Genomic DNA, 18,840 nt, shown 5'->3' with positions numbered 1-18,840 from the left:
CAGAATTCGGGGTTGGTTTGAGGATGTTTATTGACTTTTAGGGCCCCATCGCGAGCAAACCCGGTCATCTATGACGACTCACATCCCTGCAGGAGCTGCCAAAGGCTGCGATCTTTTGATCCTGCTTCTTTGACAGCAAAGTCAAAAGATCGCAGCCTTCGGCAGCTCCTACATTGAATAGGTGTCAACGGTTTGAACGTGTCAGCGTCAATGCAGGCGCTTGCGGCACATCAGCTGGGCCATTTTTGCCGTGTCCGGCCGCTCGACGATGCCCTTTTCGGTGACGATGGCATCGATCAGGTCCGCCGGTGTCACGTCAAACACCGGGTTGAACGCCTCAACGTCCGCGCCGACACGCTTGCCGCCGACTTCCAGCAATTCGGCACCATCGCGCTCTTCAATCGGAATTTCGTCGCCGCTGGCCAGATTCATGTCGATGGTCGAACTCGGCGCAACGACCATGAAACGCACGCCATGGTGCATGGCATTGACCGCCAGTTGATAAGTGCCGATCTTGTTGGCCACGTCGCCATTGGCGGTGATCCGGTCAGCGCCGACGATCACCCAGGTCACGCCTTTGGTTTTCATGATGTGCGCGGCGGCAGAATCGGCATTCAGGGTGACCGGAATGCCTTCGTTGGCCAGTTCCCATGCTGTCAGGCGCGAGCCCTGCAGCCACGGCCGGGTTTCGTCGGCATAAACGCGCTCGACCATGCCCTCGAGATATGCCGCACGAATGACGCCAAGCGCCGTGCCAAAACCGCCGGTCGCCAGAGCGCCGGTGTTGCAGTGGGTGAGAATCGCCTGAGCGTTGCCCTGATGCTTGCGGATCAGATCGACGCCGAGCTGGGCCATGGTCAGGTTAGCCTCGCGGTCACTTTCGTGGATGGCGATGGCCTCGGCTTCCAGCGCCGCCAGCGGATCGGCATTGCCTTTGAGGCGATCGAGCCGATCGTGCATGCGGCCCAGCGCCCAGAACAGGTTGACCGCCGTCGGCCGGGAAGCGGCCAGCAGGGCAAAATCCTCTTCCAGCGCCGCGTACCAGTCGCCGCCTTCGGCTACCCGGGTACGGGCCGCGAGGACAATGCCATAAGCGGCACTGATGCCGATCGCCGGGGCGCCACGCACCACCATCGAACGAATCGCCTCGGCCACGCCGGCAGCGCTGGTGTAAGCGAGCCAGGTTTCCTCGAACGGCAAAATACGCTGATCCAGCAGGTGCAGCGCGCCATCTCGCCAATCGATGGCCTTCACTTTCTCCGCAGCCAACAGTCGATCGCGCATCCCACACCCCGCACTCATGAACAAAAGCCGCCGATTATAGCGATCCCCCCGCGAAGACGCTCGGGTATACTTCGCCATCCTTTACAAAAGCACTGGAACCGACCCTCGATGCCGAAACCTGCCATTGCGCTCGACTTATTATTGCTGCCGACCTGGCTGGTACCCGTCGAACCCGCAGGCGTTGTGCTCAAGGAGCATGGCCTGGGCATCCGCGACGGTCGCATCGTGTTTATCGGCCCGCGCAGCGAGGCGTTGAAGTGTAACGCCACTGAAGTACGCGAATTGCCGGATGTGCTGCTCAGCCCCGGCCTGATCAACGCCCACGGTCACGCGGCTATGACGCTGTTCCGTGGCCTGGCCGATGATCTGCCGCTGATGACCTGGCTGGAAAACCACATCTGGCCGGCCGAAGCCAAATGGGTCGATGAAGACTTCGTTCGTGACGGCACCGATCTGGCCATCGCCGAGCAGATCAAGGGCGGCATAACCTGCTTTTCGGACATGTATTTCTTCCCCAAAGTCGCCAGCGAACGCGTGCATGACAGTGGAATGCGCGCGCAGATCGCCATTCCGATCCTCGACTTCCCGATTCCCGGCGCCGCCAGCGCCGATGAGGCCATTCGCCAAGGTGTCGAGCTGTTCGGCGATCTGAAGCATCACGAGCGCATCAAGATCACCTTCGGCCCTCATGCACCCTACACCGTCGGCGATGAAAATCTCGAGAAAATCCGCGTGATTGCCGAGGAGCTGGACGCGTCGATTCACATGCACGTCCACGAAACGGCGTTCGAAGTGCAGCAAGCGGTCGAGCAGCGCGGTGAACGGCCGCTGGCCCGTCTAGGCCGACTGGGCCTGCTCGGCCCGCGCTTCCAGGCGGTGCACATGACGCAGATCAGCGATGACGACCTGGCGTTGCTGGTAGAAAGCAACACCAGCGTGATCCACTGCCCGGAATCGAACCTGAAGCTGGCCAGCGGCTTCTGCCCGGTCGAGCGTTTGTGGCAGGCTGGCGTGAATGTCGCGGTCGGCACCGATGGTGCGGCGAGCAACAATGACCTCGACCTGCTCGGCGAAACCCGTACCGCAGCGCTACTGGCCAAAGCTGTCGCCGGTTCCGCCACCGCGCTCGATGCCCATCGTGCGTTGCGCATGGCTACGCTCAACGGTGCCCGGGCACTGGGAATAGAGGCGCAGGTTGGCTCGCTGGAAATCGGTAAAGCCGCGGACATCGTCGCCTTCGACCTGTCCGGCCTGGCGCAGCAACCGGTCTATGACCCGGTTTCGCAGCTTATATATGCCACCGGGCGCGATTGCGTGAAACACCTGTGGGTCGCCGGCAAACAACTGCTCGACGACCGGCGCCTGACGCGCATGGATGAACAACAACTGGGCGCCACCGCCCGGGCCTGGGGCCAGCGCATCAGCGGACACACCGAATCGTAAACACCTCGCAGCCAACCTGCGGGGCTACAGCCTTTTTCAAGTTTTAGAGGATTGAACCATGAGCAACGTCGACCACGCCGAAATCGCCAAATTCGAAGCCCTGGCCCATCGCTGGTGGGACCGTGAGAGCGAGTTCAAACCGCTGCACGACATCAACCCGCTGCGGGTCAACTGGATCGACGAACGGGTCAATCTGGCCGGCAAGAAAGTCCTCGACGTCGGTTGCGGCGGCGGCATCCTCAGCGAAGCCATGGCCCAGCGCGGTGCCACCGTCATGGGCATCGACATGGGCGAGGCGCCGTTGGCGGTCGCGCAGTTGCATCAACTGGAGTCCGGCGTCAGCGTCGAGTACCGCCAGATCACCGCCGAAGACTTGGCCGAAGAAATGCCCGAGCAGTTCGACGTCGTGACCTGCCTGGAAATGCTTGAGCACGTGCCTGATCCATCGTCGGTCATCGCCGCTTGCTACCGCATGGTCAAGCCGGGCGGTCAGGTGTTCTTCTCGACCATCAACCGCAACCCGAAGGCTTATCTGTTCGCGATCATCGGCGCCGAATACATCATGAAGCTGCTGCCGCGCGGCACCCACGACTTCAAGAAATTCATTCGTCCATCCGAGCTGGGCGCCTGGAGCCGCATCGCCGGCCTGACCGTCAAGGACATCATCGGCCTGACCTACAACCCGCTGACCAAGCACTACAAACTGGCCAACGACGTTGACGTCAACTACATGATCCAGACCCTGCGCGAGGAATAAGCCGATGGCCATCAGAGCAGTTCTTTTCGACATGGACGGCACCCTGCTCGACACCGCGCCGGACTTCATTGCCATCTGCCAGGCAATGCGCGCGGATCGCGGCTTGCCGCCGATCAACGACAAGCACATTCGCGACGAGATTTCCGGTGGCGCCAAAGCCATGGTCGCGGTGACGTTTTCGATGGACCCGGAGTCGCCGGGCTTTGAGGAACTGCGTCTGGAGTTCCTGGAGCGTTACCTCGTCGGTTGCGCGGTGCACAGCAAACTGTTCGACGGCATGAGCGAACTGCTGGCCGACATCGAAAAGGCCAACCTGATCTGGGGCGTGGTCACCAACAAGCCTGTGCGTTTCGCCGAGCCGATCATGCAGCAACTGGGGCTGGCCGAGCGCTCGGCGCTGCTGATCTGCCCGGATCACGTGAAGAACAGCAAGCCGGATCCGGAACCGCTGACCCTCGCGTGCAAGATGCTTGATCTGGATCCGTCGACCGTTCTGTTTGTGGGCGATGATCTGCGCGATATCGAATCGGGGCGCGATGCCGGGACCAAAACGGCCGCGGTAACCTACGGCTACATCCATCCGGACGACAACCCGCGGCACTGGGGCGCGGATGTGGTGGTGGATCATCCGCTGGAGTTGCGCAAGGTGCTGGATAGCGCGCTCTGCAGCTGCTGATCAAAGTCAAAAGATCGCAGCCTGCGGCAGCTCCTACAGGGGGAGTTACCCAACTCATGTAGGAGCTGCCGCAGGCTGCGATCTTTTAGCTATTAATGGATTGTGAGGTTTTTATGTTTGATTATTCCGCTCGTCCCGAATTGCTCAAGGATCGGGTCATTCTGGTCACCGGTGCCGGTCGTGGCATTGGCGCGGCCGCCGCGAAAACCTATGCCGCCCATGGCGCCACCGTATTGCTGCTGGGCAAGACCGAAGCCAATCTGACGCAGGTCTACGACGAAATCGAAGCTGCCGGCCACCCGCAACCAGCAGTAATACCCTTCAACCTCGAAACCGCCCTGCCCCATCAATACGATGAACTGGCAGCGATGATCGAAACCGAGTTCGGCCACCTCGACGGCCTCCTGCACAACGCTTCGATTATCGGCCCGCGCACGCCGATCGAGCAGTTGTCCGGGGAAAACTTCATGCGTGTCATGCAGGTCAACGTCAACGCCATGTTCATGCTGACCAGCACGCTGCTGCCGCTGCTCAAGCTGTCGCAGGATGCGTCGGTGGTGTTCACCTCCAGCAGCGTCGGTCGCAAGGGTCGTGCGTATTGGGGCGCTTACGGTGTGTCGAAGTTCGCCACCGAAGGCCTGATGCAAACCCTGGCCGATGAGGTCGACGGCGTGGCGCCGGTGCGCTCCAACAGCATCAACCCGGGCGGCACCCGCACCAGCATGCGAGCGCAGGCTTATCCCGGCGAGAACCCGCTTAACAATCCGACACCGGAGGACATCATGCCGGTCTACCTCTACTTGATGGGCCCCGACAGCACGGGTATCAACGGTCAGGCATTCAACGCGCAGTAATGCCATACGTCGCTTTTGTTGCCGCGGCGGATTCCCGTCGCGGCAGGCATTTGCCGCTATCGGCCGTCACAATAAAGTCAAATATCCAGCACCTCCCCACCCAATGTTTTCACAAGCCATTGATTCATATGGGTTTAAATAAAACCGAACTGAATGGCACGACTTTCGCTCTAATTTCCCACAAAGCATGCCGTGTGAAGGCAGTGGGGCGAGGCCTGGTTCGATAGCTTACTAATCGTCATCAGGCAGACTAAACTTACGCCAAATGTCCTACGGGACTGATGGATCAGTACGACGCGCAGCCCATAGCCGCTCTCACCCAGCCTGTAAGACAGACTTACTGCTTAGGGGCTCACGCCACATGAAATCACCCTCCCAGACCAATGCAATTGACTTTGACAGTGCCAAATTGCAACGCCTGGGCTTTGGTCAGCTTCCTCCACTTCTGGAACGCCCGACCAGCCTGACGCAATTGCGCCAGCAAATGAGCCTGCAACTGCAAACCAGTCTCGAACCGCAACGCATACTCGGTCTGTTTTTCCGCGAGGTTCAACGCCTTGTGCCGCTGGACGCCTTGAGCTACGAGCACAAGGGCAGCGACTTGCGCCTGGAGTTCGGCGCACGCGGCCACCATTCCGTCAGCTACACCCTGAGCCACGAAGGCGAGCACATGGGCGAAGTGGTATTTCGCCGCAATCAGCGCTTCAACGAGCAGGATCAGGGCAATCTCGAATCGCTGCTGTCGTCGTTGCTGTACCCGATGCGCAATGCCTTGCTGTACCGAGCGGCCACCCAGAGCGCGTTGCGTGATCCGCTGACCGGCGCTGGCAATCGCATCGCGATGGAGCAGACGCTGCACCGTGAGATCGAGATGTCTCGACGGCATGTGCAACCACTATCGGTGTTGATGCTGGATATCGACCACTTCAAGCGCGTCAACGACAGTCACGGCCACAGCGCAGGCGATGACGTGCTTAAAGCCGTAGCGGCGTCGATCAAGGGCCAACTGCGCAACGTCGACATGGTCTTTCGTTATGGCGGGGAAGAGTTTCTGATCATGCTGTCCAACACCAGCCGGGAAGCCGCGGCGATGGTCGGCGAGCGTCTGCGTTATGCGGCGCAAGCGGCGGAGTATTACGCCGATGGAAAACTGATCGAGCTGACGGTCAGCCTGGGTTGCTCCACCCTGCTACCGGGTGAATCGGCAGAAAGCCTGTTGCGCCGTGCCGACAGCGCGCTGTACGTGGCCAAGCGTGAGGGGCGGAATCGGTTGGCAATGGCGGGCTGAGCCCCTTCAGACACCCTAAAACAACTGTAGGAGTGAGCCTGCTCGCGATGCGGTCTGACATTCAACAATGATGTTGACTGACAATCCGCCATCGCGAGCAGGCTCACTCCTACATTTTTTTGCGTTGTACCGAGCAATCAGTTCTCGAGCACAGCCCTGCGCTCACGGCTTACCAGCAAACGTTCGGACGTTTCCAATTGCATGCACCGCTCCAGGAACAGGTACATGTAGTCGTAGCTCTTGCAGATTGCCTGACGCAATTCGGCCTGCAAGGCCTCGCTCGGGTTCATGCCCGCCAGGGTGCAGATGATTTCCAGCGCCTCCCATGGGTGAGCATCGTCGTACTGGGCGTGCATCTTCAGCCACTTCATCGCACGCTTGCGATCTTCTTCAGGGAATGCCGCGGCGTACACGCCATCGGAACAGACCAGCGCCGACCACTCCCCGGTCGCGCCCTCAATGGCGTAGTTGGTCGCGGCGATAGCGACGATCAGTGAATCGGCGGAACTGGTATGCCAGCACCAATGACTCAAGGCATGTAATTCGGGCGGCACATGCTGGGCCTGAAGATCCTCCAGGCTTACCCCATGCGCGCGACTCCAGTGCACCCAGTAATCGGCGTGATTGAGCTCGACGCGAATGTTGCGCATCAGCCAACGCCGCGCCATGTCTTCGCCGGGATGACGGGCAAACCTGGTTTTGGTCAGGTTCTGCGCCATGTACAAGGCGAACTGCTCAACAACAGGCCAGCCCCCGATCAGGTACTGGCGCATGGTTTTGGCGCTGAGTTTGTTGTCACGCATGCGCAGGTAAAGTTCATGTTCGACAACCCGGCGCTTGCTCTCGCTGCAATCATCTATCAGCTGTTGTGCCCAGCCTGGATAACTTGCGGCTTCCATGAGTGGTCCGGTTCGGTTGAATGTGTCGATCACTGTTCGGCTCCTTTTGATTTGTGATTGTAAGGATCGGCGAGAGACTTCAACGGAACGTGCCAGGCGCTTTGAATAACAGCGGTTGCGGTCTGGCGGGCCGACTTTGCAAACTGTCACAGGTAAATAATTGCGGACGCTCAATAACATAACCTTGAGCGTAATCCACACCAATTTCAAGCAATGCCTGCTCGATCTGAGTTGTTTCAACAAACTCGGCAATTGTCTGTTTACCCATGACATGCCCGATGTGATTGATCACTTCGACCATTGCGCGGTTTATCGGGTCGTCCAGCATATCCTTTACGAAACTCCCGTCGATCTTCAGGAAGTCTACAGGCAAATGTTTCAGATAAGCGAACGAAGACATTCCGGCACAAAAGTCATCCAGTGAGAAATAGCAACCTAAGCCTTTGAGTTCATTAATAAATCTAATTGCACTGCCCAAGTTTGAAATTGCACTGGTTTCAGTAATTTCAAAACAAATCATTTCAGGCGGTATTGAATACTTAACAAACTGCTCGCGCAGAAAGTGCAAAAACGCGTCATCTCCTATAGTAATGCCTGACAGATTAATCGCACACATCGCTAAAGGACCTTCATGCTCTTGCGCAATACATTGAGCAATTACCTTGAATACTTTTTGCACTACCCAGCGATCCAACTGAGTCATCAAGCCATAGCGTTCTGCGGCGGGAATGAAACTGTCGGGCAGAATCATTCGCCCGGCTTCATCATGTAGACGCAGCAGAATTTCAATGTGCCCGCCCTTGCCTACACTCGGTTTCAGGGGGGAGATTTCCTGGGCATAAAGGCAAAAACGGTCTTCTTCCAGCGCCATGTGCAAACGCTGGACCCAGGCCATTTCACCGAAGCGCAGCGACAGTTCGGAGTCGTCGGCGTGATAGACCTGCACCCGGTTGCGGCCCTTTTCCTTGGCCATGTAGCAGGCCATATCAGCTGCACGCAGCGAGGTTTCGAGGGTCGTTGGCGTCTGCGTGATATGCACCAGGCCGATGCTGACGGTGGTCAGGAATGGCCGCCCTTTCCAGACAAAGTGCAGGTTCTGAACGGTCTGGCGCAGCGCATCGGCAATTTTCTCCGCCGCCTCCGGCGCGCAGTTCTGCAGCAGAATACCGAACTCGTCACCGCCTAGCCGCGCCAGCGTATCGCCCTCGCGCAGGCCCGATTGCAGCAGCGTGCAGATGTGTCGCAACAGTTCATCGCCCGCCGCATGGCCGCAGGTGTCGTTGACCAGTTTGAACTGATCAAGATCGAGGAACATCAATGCGTGCCGCCCCGCCTGCCGCGTGAGGTTGTGCAGCACCTGCTCCAGGCGATATTCGAACTCGCGACGGTTGGCCAGCCCGGTCAGCGCATCGTGGGTGGCCTGCCAGGAGAGATTGGCGATGTACTGGCGTTCCTGGGTCATGTCGTGCAGCACCAGCACCGTGCCGCTGACCTTGCCGGCATTGCGGATCGGTGCGCCGACCAGCGTCACCGACAACGTACTGCCGTCCAGGCGCTGGATCAGCTTGGAGTGTTCACTGCCGCCACTGAGCTGACCGCTGAGAATGTGCTCGATCAGTGCCAGGCCTTCGGCCTGGGCGTTGTCATCAAGCAAATTGAACAGCGCCGCCAGCGGCAGACCGGCGGCATGTTCGGCTTTCCAGTGGGTCATGGCTTCGGCGGCGGGGTTCATGTAATCGATGGCCCCCGTCACGTCGGTGGTAATCACGCCATCGCCGATCGATTGCAGCGTGACGTGCGCGCGATCCTTTTCCAGTTGCAGCGCCTCGGCAAAGGCGTGGCGCTGCTTGAGCAATTTCTGGGTGCGCAACAAGGCCAGCACGATCAGCCCCAGCGCCGTGGCCAGGTTGATCACCAGCAACAGGCGCAGGATCATCCGCGAGCCTTCGCCCAAGGCATCGCTGAAGGCTTTTGCCGCCGGAGTCACGGCATCATTGATCGCAAAGATCTGCGCCTTCCAGCGCAGGATATCGGCACTGCTGGCGGTATTCTCGGAAATACTGCGGTGCATCCCGCGCGCGAGCTCATCCAGCTCGACCAGATAAGCGTCACCCACCGTCCAGCGGTCGATGGCGGTCTCCAGGTAACTGAAATGACGGAAGTTGAGGTACAACCAGATTACGCTAGAGACATCGTCCGGATGGTTGCCACCCTTCAGAATGCCTTCGCGTGCGGCGGCCAGATCCGGCGGTTGACGATCCAGCGCCAGACGCAGCTGATGACCGCCCTGAGGGACGCCAATCGCGGTCCGGTACTTGAGGAATATCGTTTCGTCACGACTGTCTGCGTACAGATTGAGGTAGTAGATGGCATCTTTCTGGCCCTTGGACCAGAGACTCTCCCCCGCCACGTAACCGCGAACGGCCGACAGCACGTAAAGACTCACGCCCCCCAATAACGCTTGAAACAACACGACGGCAATAAATGGCCAGACGATGCCCAACAACCGTGGCGTTCCGAGAGTCCGCTTTTGCTCCATGAGATCCCTTGCGCAAGTACTGCCAGATGAACAACCGTAAAATCCCGCTCCTGACAGCTCAGCCTAGGCTAATTTTTGATATGTCAAAGGGACAGGTTGGCCGTCTGCAACGCTGATCGTGCAACCGACTGATCTTTAGAGGCTTTCCGAGCAGGTTTACTCAATGAGATTCACACACTGAGGGCAAAAAGGGCTGGAAGCTCAGGGACGCTGAATCTGCTGCAAATGGCCATACAACTTGGCGTACAGCCCGCCGTCGGCTATCAACTGCTGGTGATCGCCATCCTCGGCAACCTGTCCGCCATCGAATACCAACACCCGATCCGCCTGCTTCACTGCCGATAACCGGTGCGCGATGATCAACGTGGTGCGGCCATGGAGGAACCGCGCCATGGCTTGATGCAGGTTGTATTCGGTGGCGGCGTCGAGGGCCGAAGTGGCCTCGTCGAGGATCACCACTTTCGGCTCGGCGAGAATCATCCGCGCGATCGCCAGGCGCTGGCGCTGTCCACCAGACAAGCGCACACCGGAACGCCCAACAATGCTGTCGAGGCCTTCCGGCAAGACCCGGATGGCGGGTTCGAGCTGAGCGATTTCCAGCGCCTGCCAGCAGGCTTCGTCGCTGCGCGTGCGGCCCATGGTCAGGTTGGCGCGTACGGTGTCATTGAACAACGCCGGATGCTGCAACACCACCGCGACGTTTTCCCGAACCGTCTCCAGACCGATTTCCTGCTGGGTCGAACCGCCAAAGCGAATCGTCCCGGACAGCGGCGTGTACAGCCCCAGCAGCAATTGCACCAGGGTGCTTTTGCCACCGCCACTGGCGCCGACAATCGCGACTTTCTCACCGGGCGCGATGGACAGATTCAACTGATCCAGCACCGGTTCATCGCCGTAACCGAAGCTCAGGCCTTGCACCTCGATGCCCACGGTGTCGCGGCCCTTGAACGGATCGACACCGCCCGGATACTGCGGCTCATCGGCCCGCGCCAGCAGTTCGTTGATCCGCGCCAGCGCCCCGCCCGCCGCGTAATAGGCGTATTGCAGGTTGAGCAGTTGTTCCACCGGGCCGATCATGAACCACAAGTAACTGAACACCGCGAGCATCTGCCCGATCGACAGATCAGAGAACAGCACGGTGAGCATCGCCGCCGCGCGAAAGATGTCGATACCGAACTGGAACAGCAGGCCACTGGCACGGTTGGAGGCGTCGGTTTTCCACTGCGAGTTGATCGCGTAGTTACGCACTTCCTGCGCCCGCAACCCGAGCCGGCCGAGGAAGAAACCCTGACGGTTGCCCGCCCGTACTTCCTGAATCGAGTCGAGGGTTTCGCTCAGCGCCTGGGTGAACCGCGCGGTGCTGTCGTTCTCGAGTTTCTTCAGGTGTTTGACGCGTTTGCCCAACTGCACCGTGGCGTAGATCACCAGCGGGTTGAACAGCAGAATCAGCAGCGCCAGTTTCCAGTGCATCCACATCAGGATGCTCGCGGTGCCGACCAGCGTCAGCATCGCCACCAGAAACCGGCTGAGGGTTTCACCGACAAACTTGTCGAGGGTATCGAGATCGGTGACCAGATGGGTGGTCACCGTGCCGCTGCCCAGACTTTCATATTCGGCGAGGGAAATCCGCTTGAGCCGTTCGATCAAGCGCACGCGGATGCGATAGACGATGTCCTTGGCCAGACGCGCAAACAGCCGCGACTGCAACACGCCAAAGCCCAACGCGCCGCAGCGCAGGGTCAAGGTGACCACCAGCATCAGGCCGATATAGCCCGCCGCTTGCTGCCACATCGTCGGTAACAGGTGATTCATCACCTTCAGCGCCGCATCGCCATGGCCGAGCAGCACTTCGTCCACCAGCAATGGCAGCAGCAACGGAATCGGCACGCTGCACAGCGTCGCCAGAACGGCGACGCCGTTGGCGATCCACAGGGATTTTTTGTGAGTGAGTGCCAGTCGCCGGACTTCTGCCCAGCTCAGCCGGTCGACACGCTTTACGGCTGGCGTGTCATCGGCCCGGTCAGGCACAGGCTGCGCGCTCCAGCCATCGGCCGAGCAATGGCGACAGTTCACTGAGCGGCTGGTAACCGTTGGTCAACAGCGCCAGTTGGCCGTTGCGTTCGGCGAGCAGCGTGGGGAAACCGGCGATGCCGAGGTCCTGCACCCAGGTGAAATCGGCCTGAGTGGCTTTGTGTTGATCGGCATGATCGAACAACGCAGCGAATTCGATGCGCGGCACGCCCGCCTGCTCCGCCAACTCGACCAGTACGCTGGCCTGAGTGACATCGCGACCTTCAGCGTAAAACGCCTGCTGGATCAGTCCGACCAGTTTCCACGCACAATCCGGTGCCAGGCTGCGTGCAGTGACAATTGCACGGCAGGCAGGCTCGGTGTCGTAGACAAAACCGTCGGGCAACGCACCGTCAAGCTTGAACGGCTGTCCCGTGGCCTCGGTGACCGCTTGCCAGTGTTCAAGAATGTAGCGGCGGGTGCTCGGCTCCAGCGCCGAACCGCTGCCGGTGCGCAATCCGCCCACCACCAGATGCAGCTCGACCCCGGCTGCCTGCGCTTGCTCGACCAGTGCCTTGGCCACCGGAGCAAATCCCCAGCACCACGAACACATCGGATCCATCACATAGAGCAGGCGCGCAGACATGGTTAAGCCTCGGTAGATGCTTGCTTATAGTTAAAGCCGATCGGGTGCGGCTGGTTGCGGGCCTTGGCCAGTTCGATCTGCTTCTGCCGGTCGATGGCGCTGCGGCGAGTCTTCTCGCTCAGCGTGTTCCAGCAATGCGGGCAACTGACTCCAGCGACGTAGTGTTCGGAGGTGCGATCTTCAACGCTGATCGGTGTGCGGCAAGCATGACATTGATCGTAGTCGCCTTCGCTGAGGTCGTGGCGCACGGTCACACGGTTGTCGAACACAAAGCAGTCGCCCTGCCACTTGGTTTCTTCCTGCGGCACCTCTTCGAGGTACTTCAGAATGCCGCCCTTGAGGTGGTAAACCTCTTCAAAGCCTTCGCCCAGCATGTAGCTCGAGGCCTTTTCGCAGCGGATGCCACCGGTGCAGAACATCGCGACTTTCTTGTGCACGGCCGGGTCGAAGTGCGCTTTGATGTAGTCGGGGAATTCGCGAAAACTGGTGGTTTTCGGATCGATGGCGCCTTCGAAGGTGCCGATCGAAACTTCGTAATCGTTGCGTGTGTCGATCAACAGCACTTCAGGGTCGCTGATCAACGCGTTCCAGTCTTGCGGATCAACGTAGGTGCCGACTTTTTTGTTCGGGTCGACGCCATCGACACCGAGGGTGACGATCTCTTTCTTCAGTTTGACCTTGGTGCGGTAGAACGGCTGGTCGTCGCAATACGACTCTTTGTGGTCGATGTCGATCATGCGCGGGTCGTTCTTCAGCCAGGCGAGCAGGCCGTCGATGCCTTCGCGAGTGCCGGAAACCGTGCCGTTGATGCCTTCTTCGGCAATCAGCAATGTGCCTTTGATGCCGTTGTCGACCATCGCTTGCAGCAGTGGCTCGCGCAGGTTGACGTAATCTTCGAGGGTGACGAACTTATACAGTGCCGCCACGACAATCGGTTGTGTCATGGGTATTTCTCCAGGTGGCTACCCTCGTAAAGGGTGAACCGGATGCGAAAAAAAACGCGCCGGGTGAGCGGCGCGTTGCGGATTCTAGCAAAAACAGGATCGTTATAGGATGTGCCGAGAACTCTGTGGCGAGGGGATTTATCCCCGATGGGCTGCGAAGCGGCCCCAAAACCTGCGAATTCAGTCTCTCAGGGATACCGCATTCTGTGGGTTTACGACTGCTGCGCAGCCGATCGGGGATAAATCCCCTCGCCACAAAAGCTCCCACACCACAAAAAGCCCGTTACATACAAATCAGTGCTTGCTACCGCCGGCACAGGTCGGCGACGCGGGGGCGGCGCCGGTCTCTGCCCATTCCTGCGGGGTGTAAGTGTGCAGCGCCAACGCATGGAACTCGCCCATCAGCTCGCCGAGCGTGCCGTAGACTTTCTGGTGGCGCTTGACCCGGTTCAGCCCTTCGAACTGCGCGCTGACTACCACGGCCTTGTAGTGAGTCTGTAACCCACGACTGTGCATATGGCTTTCATCCAGCACCTGCAGATGTTCAGGCTGAAGCAGCGCCAGCGTCGATTCAATGCGTTGTTGCATGGTCATCACGAACTCCGCTTACTTCTTCTTGGCCGCAGGAGCTGCAGGGGCCAGCTCTTTGGTCATGTCTTCCAGCAGCTTGTTGACCACCGGCACGGCGCTTTCCAGCTTGGCCTGAGTCATCTGGGCCGATTGCTGAGTCAGCTGCGGCATTTTTTCCAGGACTTTCTTGCCCAGTGGCGACTTGTAGAACGCGACGAGGTCCTTGAGCTCGGACTCGCTGAAGTTGGTGGTGTAGAGCTTGACCATGTCCGGCTTGAGCTTGTTCCAGCCGATGGCCTGGTCCAGCGCAGCGTTAGCCTTGGCCTGATAGGTTTCCAGCACGGCTTTCTTGGCTTCCGGGGCTTTGGTCTGCTCAAAACGCTGGGCAAACATTTGCTGTACTTGCATGTACACCGGGGTGCCCAGTTTGTCAGCGTGCGCCAGGGTCAGGAAAGCTTCGGCACTGGCGTTGTGGCTGGCGGTATCGGCGAGGGCCTGGCCGCTGGCGCAAACCAGGGCTACTGCGGTACAGATGGCACGAAGACGAGTCATCGAGTTTCCTTTTCAGCTAGGCGAGGTAAAACCCCAAGGGCGCCCATTCTGCGCCTAACATTCATCGCGGCTCAACCCCCCAAGCCTTGCCGCGCTTGATTGGCGGGGTTTTACCGGTCAACAATCGATTCGAGGGAACCACCTGGGCCGACACCGGCCTAAACTGCGCAAACAGACCAACAGGAGTGTGCACGATGAGCCGTATCGAAACCGACAGCCTGGGCCAGATCGAGGTCCCGGACGACGCATACTGGGGTGCTCAGACGCAACGCTCGCTGATCAACTTCGCCATTGGTCAGGAACGCATGCCGCTGCCGGTACTGCACGCCCTGGCCCTGATCAAGAAAGCCGCCGCGCGGGTCAACGACCGCAACGGTGATCTGCCCGCCGATATTGCCCGCTTGATCGAGCAGGCTGCCGACGAAGTCCTCGACGGCCAGCACGACGACCAGTTCCCGCTGGTGGTCTGGCAGACCGGCAGCGGCACCCAAAGCAACATGAACGTCAACGAAGTGATCGCCGGTCGCGCCAACGAACTGGCCGGCAATCCACGCGGCGGCAAGACCCCGGTCCACCCGAACGATCACGTCAATCGCTCGCAAAGCTCCAACGACTGCTTCCCCACTGCCATGAGCATCGCCACGGTCAAAGCCGTGCAAGAGCATTTGCTGCCATCGATTGCCGAGCTGTCAGGTGGCTTGGCTGAATTGGCCGCGCGGCACATGAAACTGGTGAAAACCGGCCGCACGCACATGATGGACGCGACGCCGATCACCTTCGGTCAGGAGTTGTCGGGCTTCATAGCGCAACTGGATTACGCCGAGCGCGCGATCCGCGCGGCACTGCCGGCGGTGTGTGAGCTGGCGCAGGGTGGTACCGCCGTCGGCACCGGGTTGAATTCGCCGCACGGCTTTGGCGAGGCAATCGCGGCGGAGCTCGCTGCGTTGTCCGGCCTGCCCTTCGTCACCGCGCCAAACAAATTTGCTGCGCTGGCTGGTCATGAACCGCTGACCAGTCTGTCCGGCGCACTGAAAACCCTCGCCGTGGCCCTGATGAAAATTGCCAACGACTTGCGCTTGCTTGGCTCCGGCCCACGCGCAGGTTTCGCTGAAGTGCGCTTGCCGGCCAACGAGCCGGGTAGCTCGATCATGCCCGGCAAGGTCAATCCGACCCAGTGTGAAGCGCTGTCGATGCTCGCCTGTCAGGTGCTGGGCAATGACGTGACGATCGGCATTGCCGCGAGCCAGGGTCACTTGCAGTTGAACGTGTTCAAACCGGTGATCATCCACAACCTGCTGCAATCGATCCGCTTGCTGGGTGACGGTTGCAGCAACTTCCAGCAGCACTGCATTGCAGGACTCGAGCCGGATGCGCACGTCATGGCTCAGCATCTGGAGCGCGGTTTGATGCTGGTGACGGCGTTGAACCCGCACATCGGCTATGACAAATCGGCGGAAATCGCCAAGAAGGCTTACAGCGAAGGGCTGACCTTGCGCGAAGCGGCGGTGGAGTTGGGCTATCTGACGGATGAAGAGTTTGATGCGTGGGTGCGGCCGGAGAACATGATCGAGGCTGGCGCCAAAGGCTAGAAGCAAAAAGATCGCAGCCTTCGGCGGCTCCTACAGGGGAACGCATTCCAACTGTAGGAGCTGCCGCAGGCTGCGATCTTTTGACCTTCAAGCCATCCGCAGGCGCCGTGCCTTGAGCCCGGCAAGCAACGAAGGCCCCAACGCCACCAGCGCCGAACCCAGCACCACCAGCACCGCCCCGCCATACCCCAGCGCATTGATTTGCTCGGCATGCACGTATTCCGGCCAGATCCTGGCCGCAATCGCCACCGCCACGAATGTCACCAGCGGCGTGATCGCCAGCGTCGCACTGACACGCGAGGCCTCCCAATGTGCCAGCGCTTCGGCAAACGCGCCGTAGGCAATCAGCGTGTTCATGCAGCACGCCAGCAGCAGCCAGCCCTGCACCGGGCTCAACTCAAGCGCTTCGAGCGGATGCACCCACGGTGTCAGCAACAACGCGCAAAACAGGTAAATCACCATCATTACCTGCAGCGAATTCCACACCGTCAGCAACTGCTTCTGGCCCAGCGCATAGAACGTCCAGACCGTCGACGCCAACAAAACCAGCAACACGCCTGCGGTGTAATCCGACAGCGACGTCAGCAACTCCGCCAGTCGCTGATTGAAAAACAGCCCGAAACCGATCAGCAATACCGCCAGACCCACGCCCTGACCAATGCTGAAACGCTCTTTGAACACAAACAGACTGGCGATCAGCAACATGATCGGGCCCATCTGCACCACCAGTTGCGCCGTGCCGGGGCTGAGCAGGTTAAGACCCATCAGGTACAGCACATAGTTGCCGACCAGCCCGAGCACCGCCATCAGCACCAGCCAGCTGCCCTTGGGCCCGAGCACCTTGCGGCTCGGCAAGCGTTTGACCGCGGCCAGATAAATGAACAGGCAGCCGCCGGACACCAGCAGACGAAACCAGGTCACCGTGACCGGGTCCATCACCAGCAACACCTGTTTGAGTTTGATCGGCAGGATGCCCCACAGAAATGCGGTCAGCAGCGCCAGGAACAAACCGTAAACCCAGCGACCGGATGAAATGTGCATGTGAACCCCAAAGCCTGCTGACTAGAGCGCTCATTCTAGGCTTCGCGCCTGATGCAACACAGGGACAGTTAGGGTCGGGCCGCTAATGAAACTGTGCAGGTCGCAGCATTAAATTGACGCAACGCCGTTGATCGGCTGGTCAGGCGGGCCAAGTGGTTCAGGCATAAGCTCATTCGATCCAGCCCAAGCGCTGCATCAGCAGGGAGATCGATCATGTTAGGCATGCGCGCCCAAGACCCCGCCCCCGCCACGCACTTTCGCAGTGACCGAGTGTGTCGGGTCAATGGCGAACTGTTTTTCAGCACCCGGGAAAATACCCTTGAGGGGCCGTTTGACAGCCATGAGAAGGCTGAGCAGGAGATCAAGGCTTACATCGCGCGGATGCAACTTCAGGATTCCAACCGCTAATCCGAACAGGACCCTGTGTAGGAGCATTCGAGTGAAACGAGGCTGCGATCTTTCGATTCTGGCTTTATTAGAGCAAGATCAAAAGATCGCAGCGTGCCGCAACTCCTACAGGGGTGCGGTGAGTCAGCGCACCGCCTCAAACAACCCCGTCGCCCCCATCCCGCCGCCCACGCACATGGTGACGATGCCGTAACGCAAGTTACGCCGCTGCAACTCCCGCACCAGATGCCCGACCTGCCGCGACCCGGTCATGCCGAACGGGTGACCGATGGAAATCGAGCCGCCATTGACGTTGTATTTGTCGTTATCGATCTCCAGCCGATCACGGCTGTACAAGCACTGCGAGGCAAACGCCTCATTCAGTTCCCACAAATCGATGTCAGCCACCTGCAAGCCCTTGGCCTTGAGCAGTTTCGGCACCGAGAACACCGGGCCGATGCCCATCTCGTCCGGCTCGCAACCGGCCACGGTGAAACCACGGAAAAACGCTTTCGGCTTGAGCCCCAGTTGCAGCGCCTTTTCCAGGCTCATCACCAGCGTCATCGACGCGCCGTCGGACAGTTGCGAGGAGTTGCCCGCCGTCACCGAACCGTCCTCGGCGAATACTGGTTTAAGCCCGGCGAGGCTTTCATAAGTAGTGTCCGGACGGTTGCAGTCGTCACGCTCGACGACGCCATCGAGGATCTGCACCTCGCCCGTGTTCTTGTCCTCAACGCGATACTTCACCGCCATCGGCACGATTTCATCGTCGAACAAACCGGCGGCCTGGGCTTGCGCGGTGCGCAGCTGACTTTGCAGGGCGTAGCGATCCTGGACTTCACGGCTGACACCATAACGACGCGCAACCACTTCGGCGGTCTGGCCCATCGTGTAATAGATGCCCGGGGTTTGCTGCTTGAGCAGCGGGTTGATCAGGTGATCGGTGTTGACGCTTTTTATCGTCAGGCTGATCGATTCGACGCCGCCCGCGACGATGATGTCGCTGCAGCCAGAAGCGATCTGGTTGGCGGCAATCGCAATGGCCTGCAAGCCTGAGGAACAGAAACGATTGAGGGTCATGCCGGCGGTGCCGGTGCCCAGACGCGAAAGCACCGCGACGTTGCGACCGATGTTGTAGCCCTGCGCGCCTTCGTTGGAGCCGGCACCGACGATGCAATCCTCGACACTGGCCGGGTCGATGTCATTGCGCTCAAGCAGCGCGTTGACGCAATGAGCCGCCATGTCATCGGGACGGGTCTGGTTGAACTTGCCGCGAAAGGATTTGGCCAGGCCGGTCCGTACGCTGTCGACGATCACCACTTCACGCATGGCATACCTCATTGTTGTTGTCGGTTGAGAGT

General features: G+C 59.6%; 17 protein-coding genes. 7 read left to right on the top strand and 10 right to left on the bottom strand.

Annotated features, from left to right (window positions below; translation table 11 throughout):
- Positions 1 to 207 precede the first annotated feature (207 nt).
- Positions 208 to 1,284 carry an S-methyl-5-thioribose-1-phosphate isomerase gene (mtnA, locus tag ICA15_RS16670; protein ID WP_210553996.1) on the bottom strand — a complete coding sequence of 359 codons (1,077 nt, stop codon included), beginning with the start codon at positions 1,282 to 1,284 and terminating at the stop codon, positions 208 to 210.
- Positions 1,285 to 1,392: 108 nt separating this feature from the next.
- Here mtnA and ICA15_RS16665 point away from each other — a divergent pair, with 108 nt between their 5' ends.
- From ICA15_RS16665 to ICA15_RS16645, 5 genes are all read left to right on the top strand, one after another.
- A complete protein-coding gene (locus tag ICA15_RS16665; protein ID WP_210553997.1) occupies positions 1,393 to 2,727 on the top strand; it encodes a TRZ/ATZ family hydrolase in 1,335 nt (444 codons plus the stop codon).
- Between the two features lie 58 nt (positions 2,728 to 2,785).
- Positions 2,786 to 3,484 (top strand): bifunctional 2-polyprenyl-6-hydroxyphenol methylase/3-demethylubiquinol 3-O-methyltransferase UbiG, encoded by a 699-nt coding sequence (gene ubiG / locus ICA15_RS16660; RefSeq protein ID WP_210553998.1) that lies wholly within the window; start codon positions 2,786 to 2,788, stop codon positions 3,482 to 3,484.
- Positions 3,485 to 3,488: 4 nt separating this feature from the next.
- Positions 3,489 to 4,160 (top strand): N-acetylmuramic acid 6-phosphate phosphatase MupP, encoded by a 672-nt coding sequence (mupP, locus tag ICA15_RS16655; RefSeq protein WP_150603294.1) that lies wholly within the window; start codon positions 3,489 to 3,491, stop codon positions 4,158 to 4,160.
- Between the two features lie 113 nt (positions 4,161 to 4,273).
- Complete coding sequence (locus ICA15_RS16650; RefSeq protein ID WP_042560369.1) at positions 4,274 to 5,014, top strand: YciK family oxidoreductase; 741 nt, start codon at positions 4,274 to 4,276, stop codon at positions 5,012 to 5,014.
- Positions 5,015 to 5,375: 361 nt separating this feature from the next.
- Positions 5,376 to 6,302: a GGDEF domain-containing protein gene (locus tag ICA15_RS16645; protein WP_210553999.1), complete on the top strand. Its 927-nt coding sequence runs from the start codon at positions 5,376 to 5,378 to the stop codon at positions 6,300 to 6,302.
- Between the two features lie 137 nt (positions 6,303 to 6,439).
- Here the strand turns inward: ICA15_RS16645 and ICA15_RS16640 are convergent, their stop codons facing one another.
- The 7 genes from ICA15_RS16640 to ICA15_RS16610 form a co-directional block, all read right to left on the bottom strand.
- Positions 6,440 to 7,201, bottom strand: coding sequence for a TenA family transcriptional regulator (locus ICA15_RS16640; protein WP_215731397.1), 762 nt, complete (start codon positions 7,199 to 7,201; stop codon positions 6,440 to 6,442).
- 79 nt (positions 7,202 to 7,280) lie between these two features.
- A complete protein-coding gene (locus tag ICA15_RS16635) occupies positions 7,281 to 9,740 on the bottom strand; it encodes an EAL domain-containing protein (protein ID WP_210554000.1) in 2,460 nt (819 codons plus the stop codon).
- A gap of 201 nt (positions 9,741 to 9,941) precedes the next feature.
- Positions 9,942 to 11,768, bottom strand: a complete 1,827-nt coding sequence (locus ICA15_RS16630) for an ABC transporter ATP-binding protein (RefSeq protein WP_210554001.1) — start codon at positions 11,766 to 11,768, stop codon at positions 9,942 to 9,944.
- Positions 11,761 to 12,363: a DsbA family protein gene (locus ICA15_RS16625; protein WP_210554165.1), complete on the bottom strand. Its 603-nt coding sequence runs from the start codon at positions 12,361 to 12,363 to the stop codon at positions 11,761 to 11,763. Before ICA15_RS16625 ends, ICA15_RS16630 begins: the two co-directional genes overlap by 8 nt.
- Before the next feature lie 35 nt (positions 12,364 to 12,398).
- A complete protein-coding gene (locus tag ICA15_RS16620) occupies positions 12,399 to 13,340 on the bottom strand; it encodes a rhodanese-related sulfurtransferase (RefSeq protein WP_150603288.1) in 942 nt (313 codons plus the stop codon).
- A gap of 294 nt (positions 13,341 to 13,634) precedes the next feature.
- Positions 13,635 to 13,934: a BolA family protein gene (locus tag ICA15_RS16615; protein WP_150603287.1), complete on the bottom strand. Its 300-nt coding sequence runs from the start codon at positions 13,932 to 13,934 to the stop codon at positions 13,635 to 13,637.
- Positions 13,935 to 13,946: 12 nt separating this feature from the next.
- On the bottom strand, positions 13,947 to 14,462 hold the full coding sequence (locus ICA15_RS16610; RefSeq protein ID WP_042560377.1) for a DUF2059 domain-containing protein: 516 nt from the start codon (positions 14,460 to 14,462) through the stop codon (positions 13,947 to 13,949).
- Positions 14,463 to 14,656: 194 nt separating this feature from the next.
- Between ICA15_RS16610 and ICA15_RS16605 the strand changes: the two genes are divergently transcribed.
- Positions 14,657 to 16,051 (top strand): class II fumarate hydratase, encoded by a 1,395-nt coding sequence (locus ICA15_RS16605; protein WP_210554002.1) that lies wholly within the window; start codon positions 14,657 to 14,659, stop codon positions 16,049 to 16,051.
- Between the two features lie 87 nt (positions 16,052 to 16,138).
- Here the strand turns inward: ICA15_RS16605 and ICA15_RS16600 are convergent, their stop codons facing one another.
- Complete coding sequence (locus ICA15_RS16600) at positions 16,139 to 17,092, bottom strand: DMT family transporter (RefSeq protein WP_210554003.1); 954 nt, start codon at positions 17,090 to 17,092, stop codon at positions 16,139 to 16,141.
- Positions 17,093 to 17,305: 213 nt separating this feature from the next.
- Here ICA15_RS16600 and ICA15_RS16595 point away from each other — a divergent pair, with 213 nt between their 5' ends.
- Positions 17,306 to 17,500 (top strand): DUF6316 family protein, encoded by a 195-nt coding sequence (locus ICA15_RS16595; RefSeq protein ID WP_042560379.1) that lies wholly within the window; start codon positions 17,306 to 17,308, stop codon positions 17,498 to 17,500.
- A 123-nt stretch (positions 17,501 to 17,623) separates the two neighbouring features.
- On the opposite strand, the gene ICA15_RS16590 is transcribed toward ICA15_RS16595, so the two are convergent.
- Positions 17,624 to 18,808, bottom strand: coding sequence for a thiolase family protein (locus tag ICA15_RS16590; protein WP_210554004.1), 1,185 nt, complete (start codon positions 18,806 to 18,808; stop codon positions 17,624 to 17,626).
- Between the last annotated feature and the right edge of the window lie 32 nt (positions 18,809 to 18,840).

It is taken from the genome of Pseudomonas sp. P116 (assembly GCF_020149425.1).
GTDB lineage: Bacteria > Pseudomonadota > Gammaproteobacteria > Pseudomonadales > Pseudomonadaceae > Aquipseudomonas > Aquipseudomonas anatoliensis.
The sequence above is the reverse complement of the archived record's forward strand: the minus strand, read 5'-3'. Positions and strand labels throughout refer to the sequence as shown.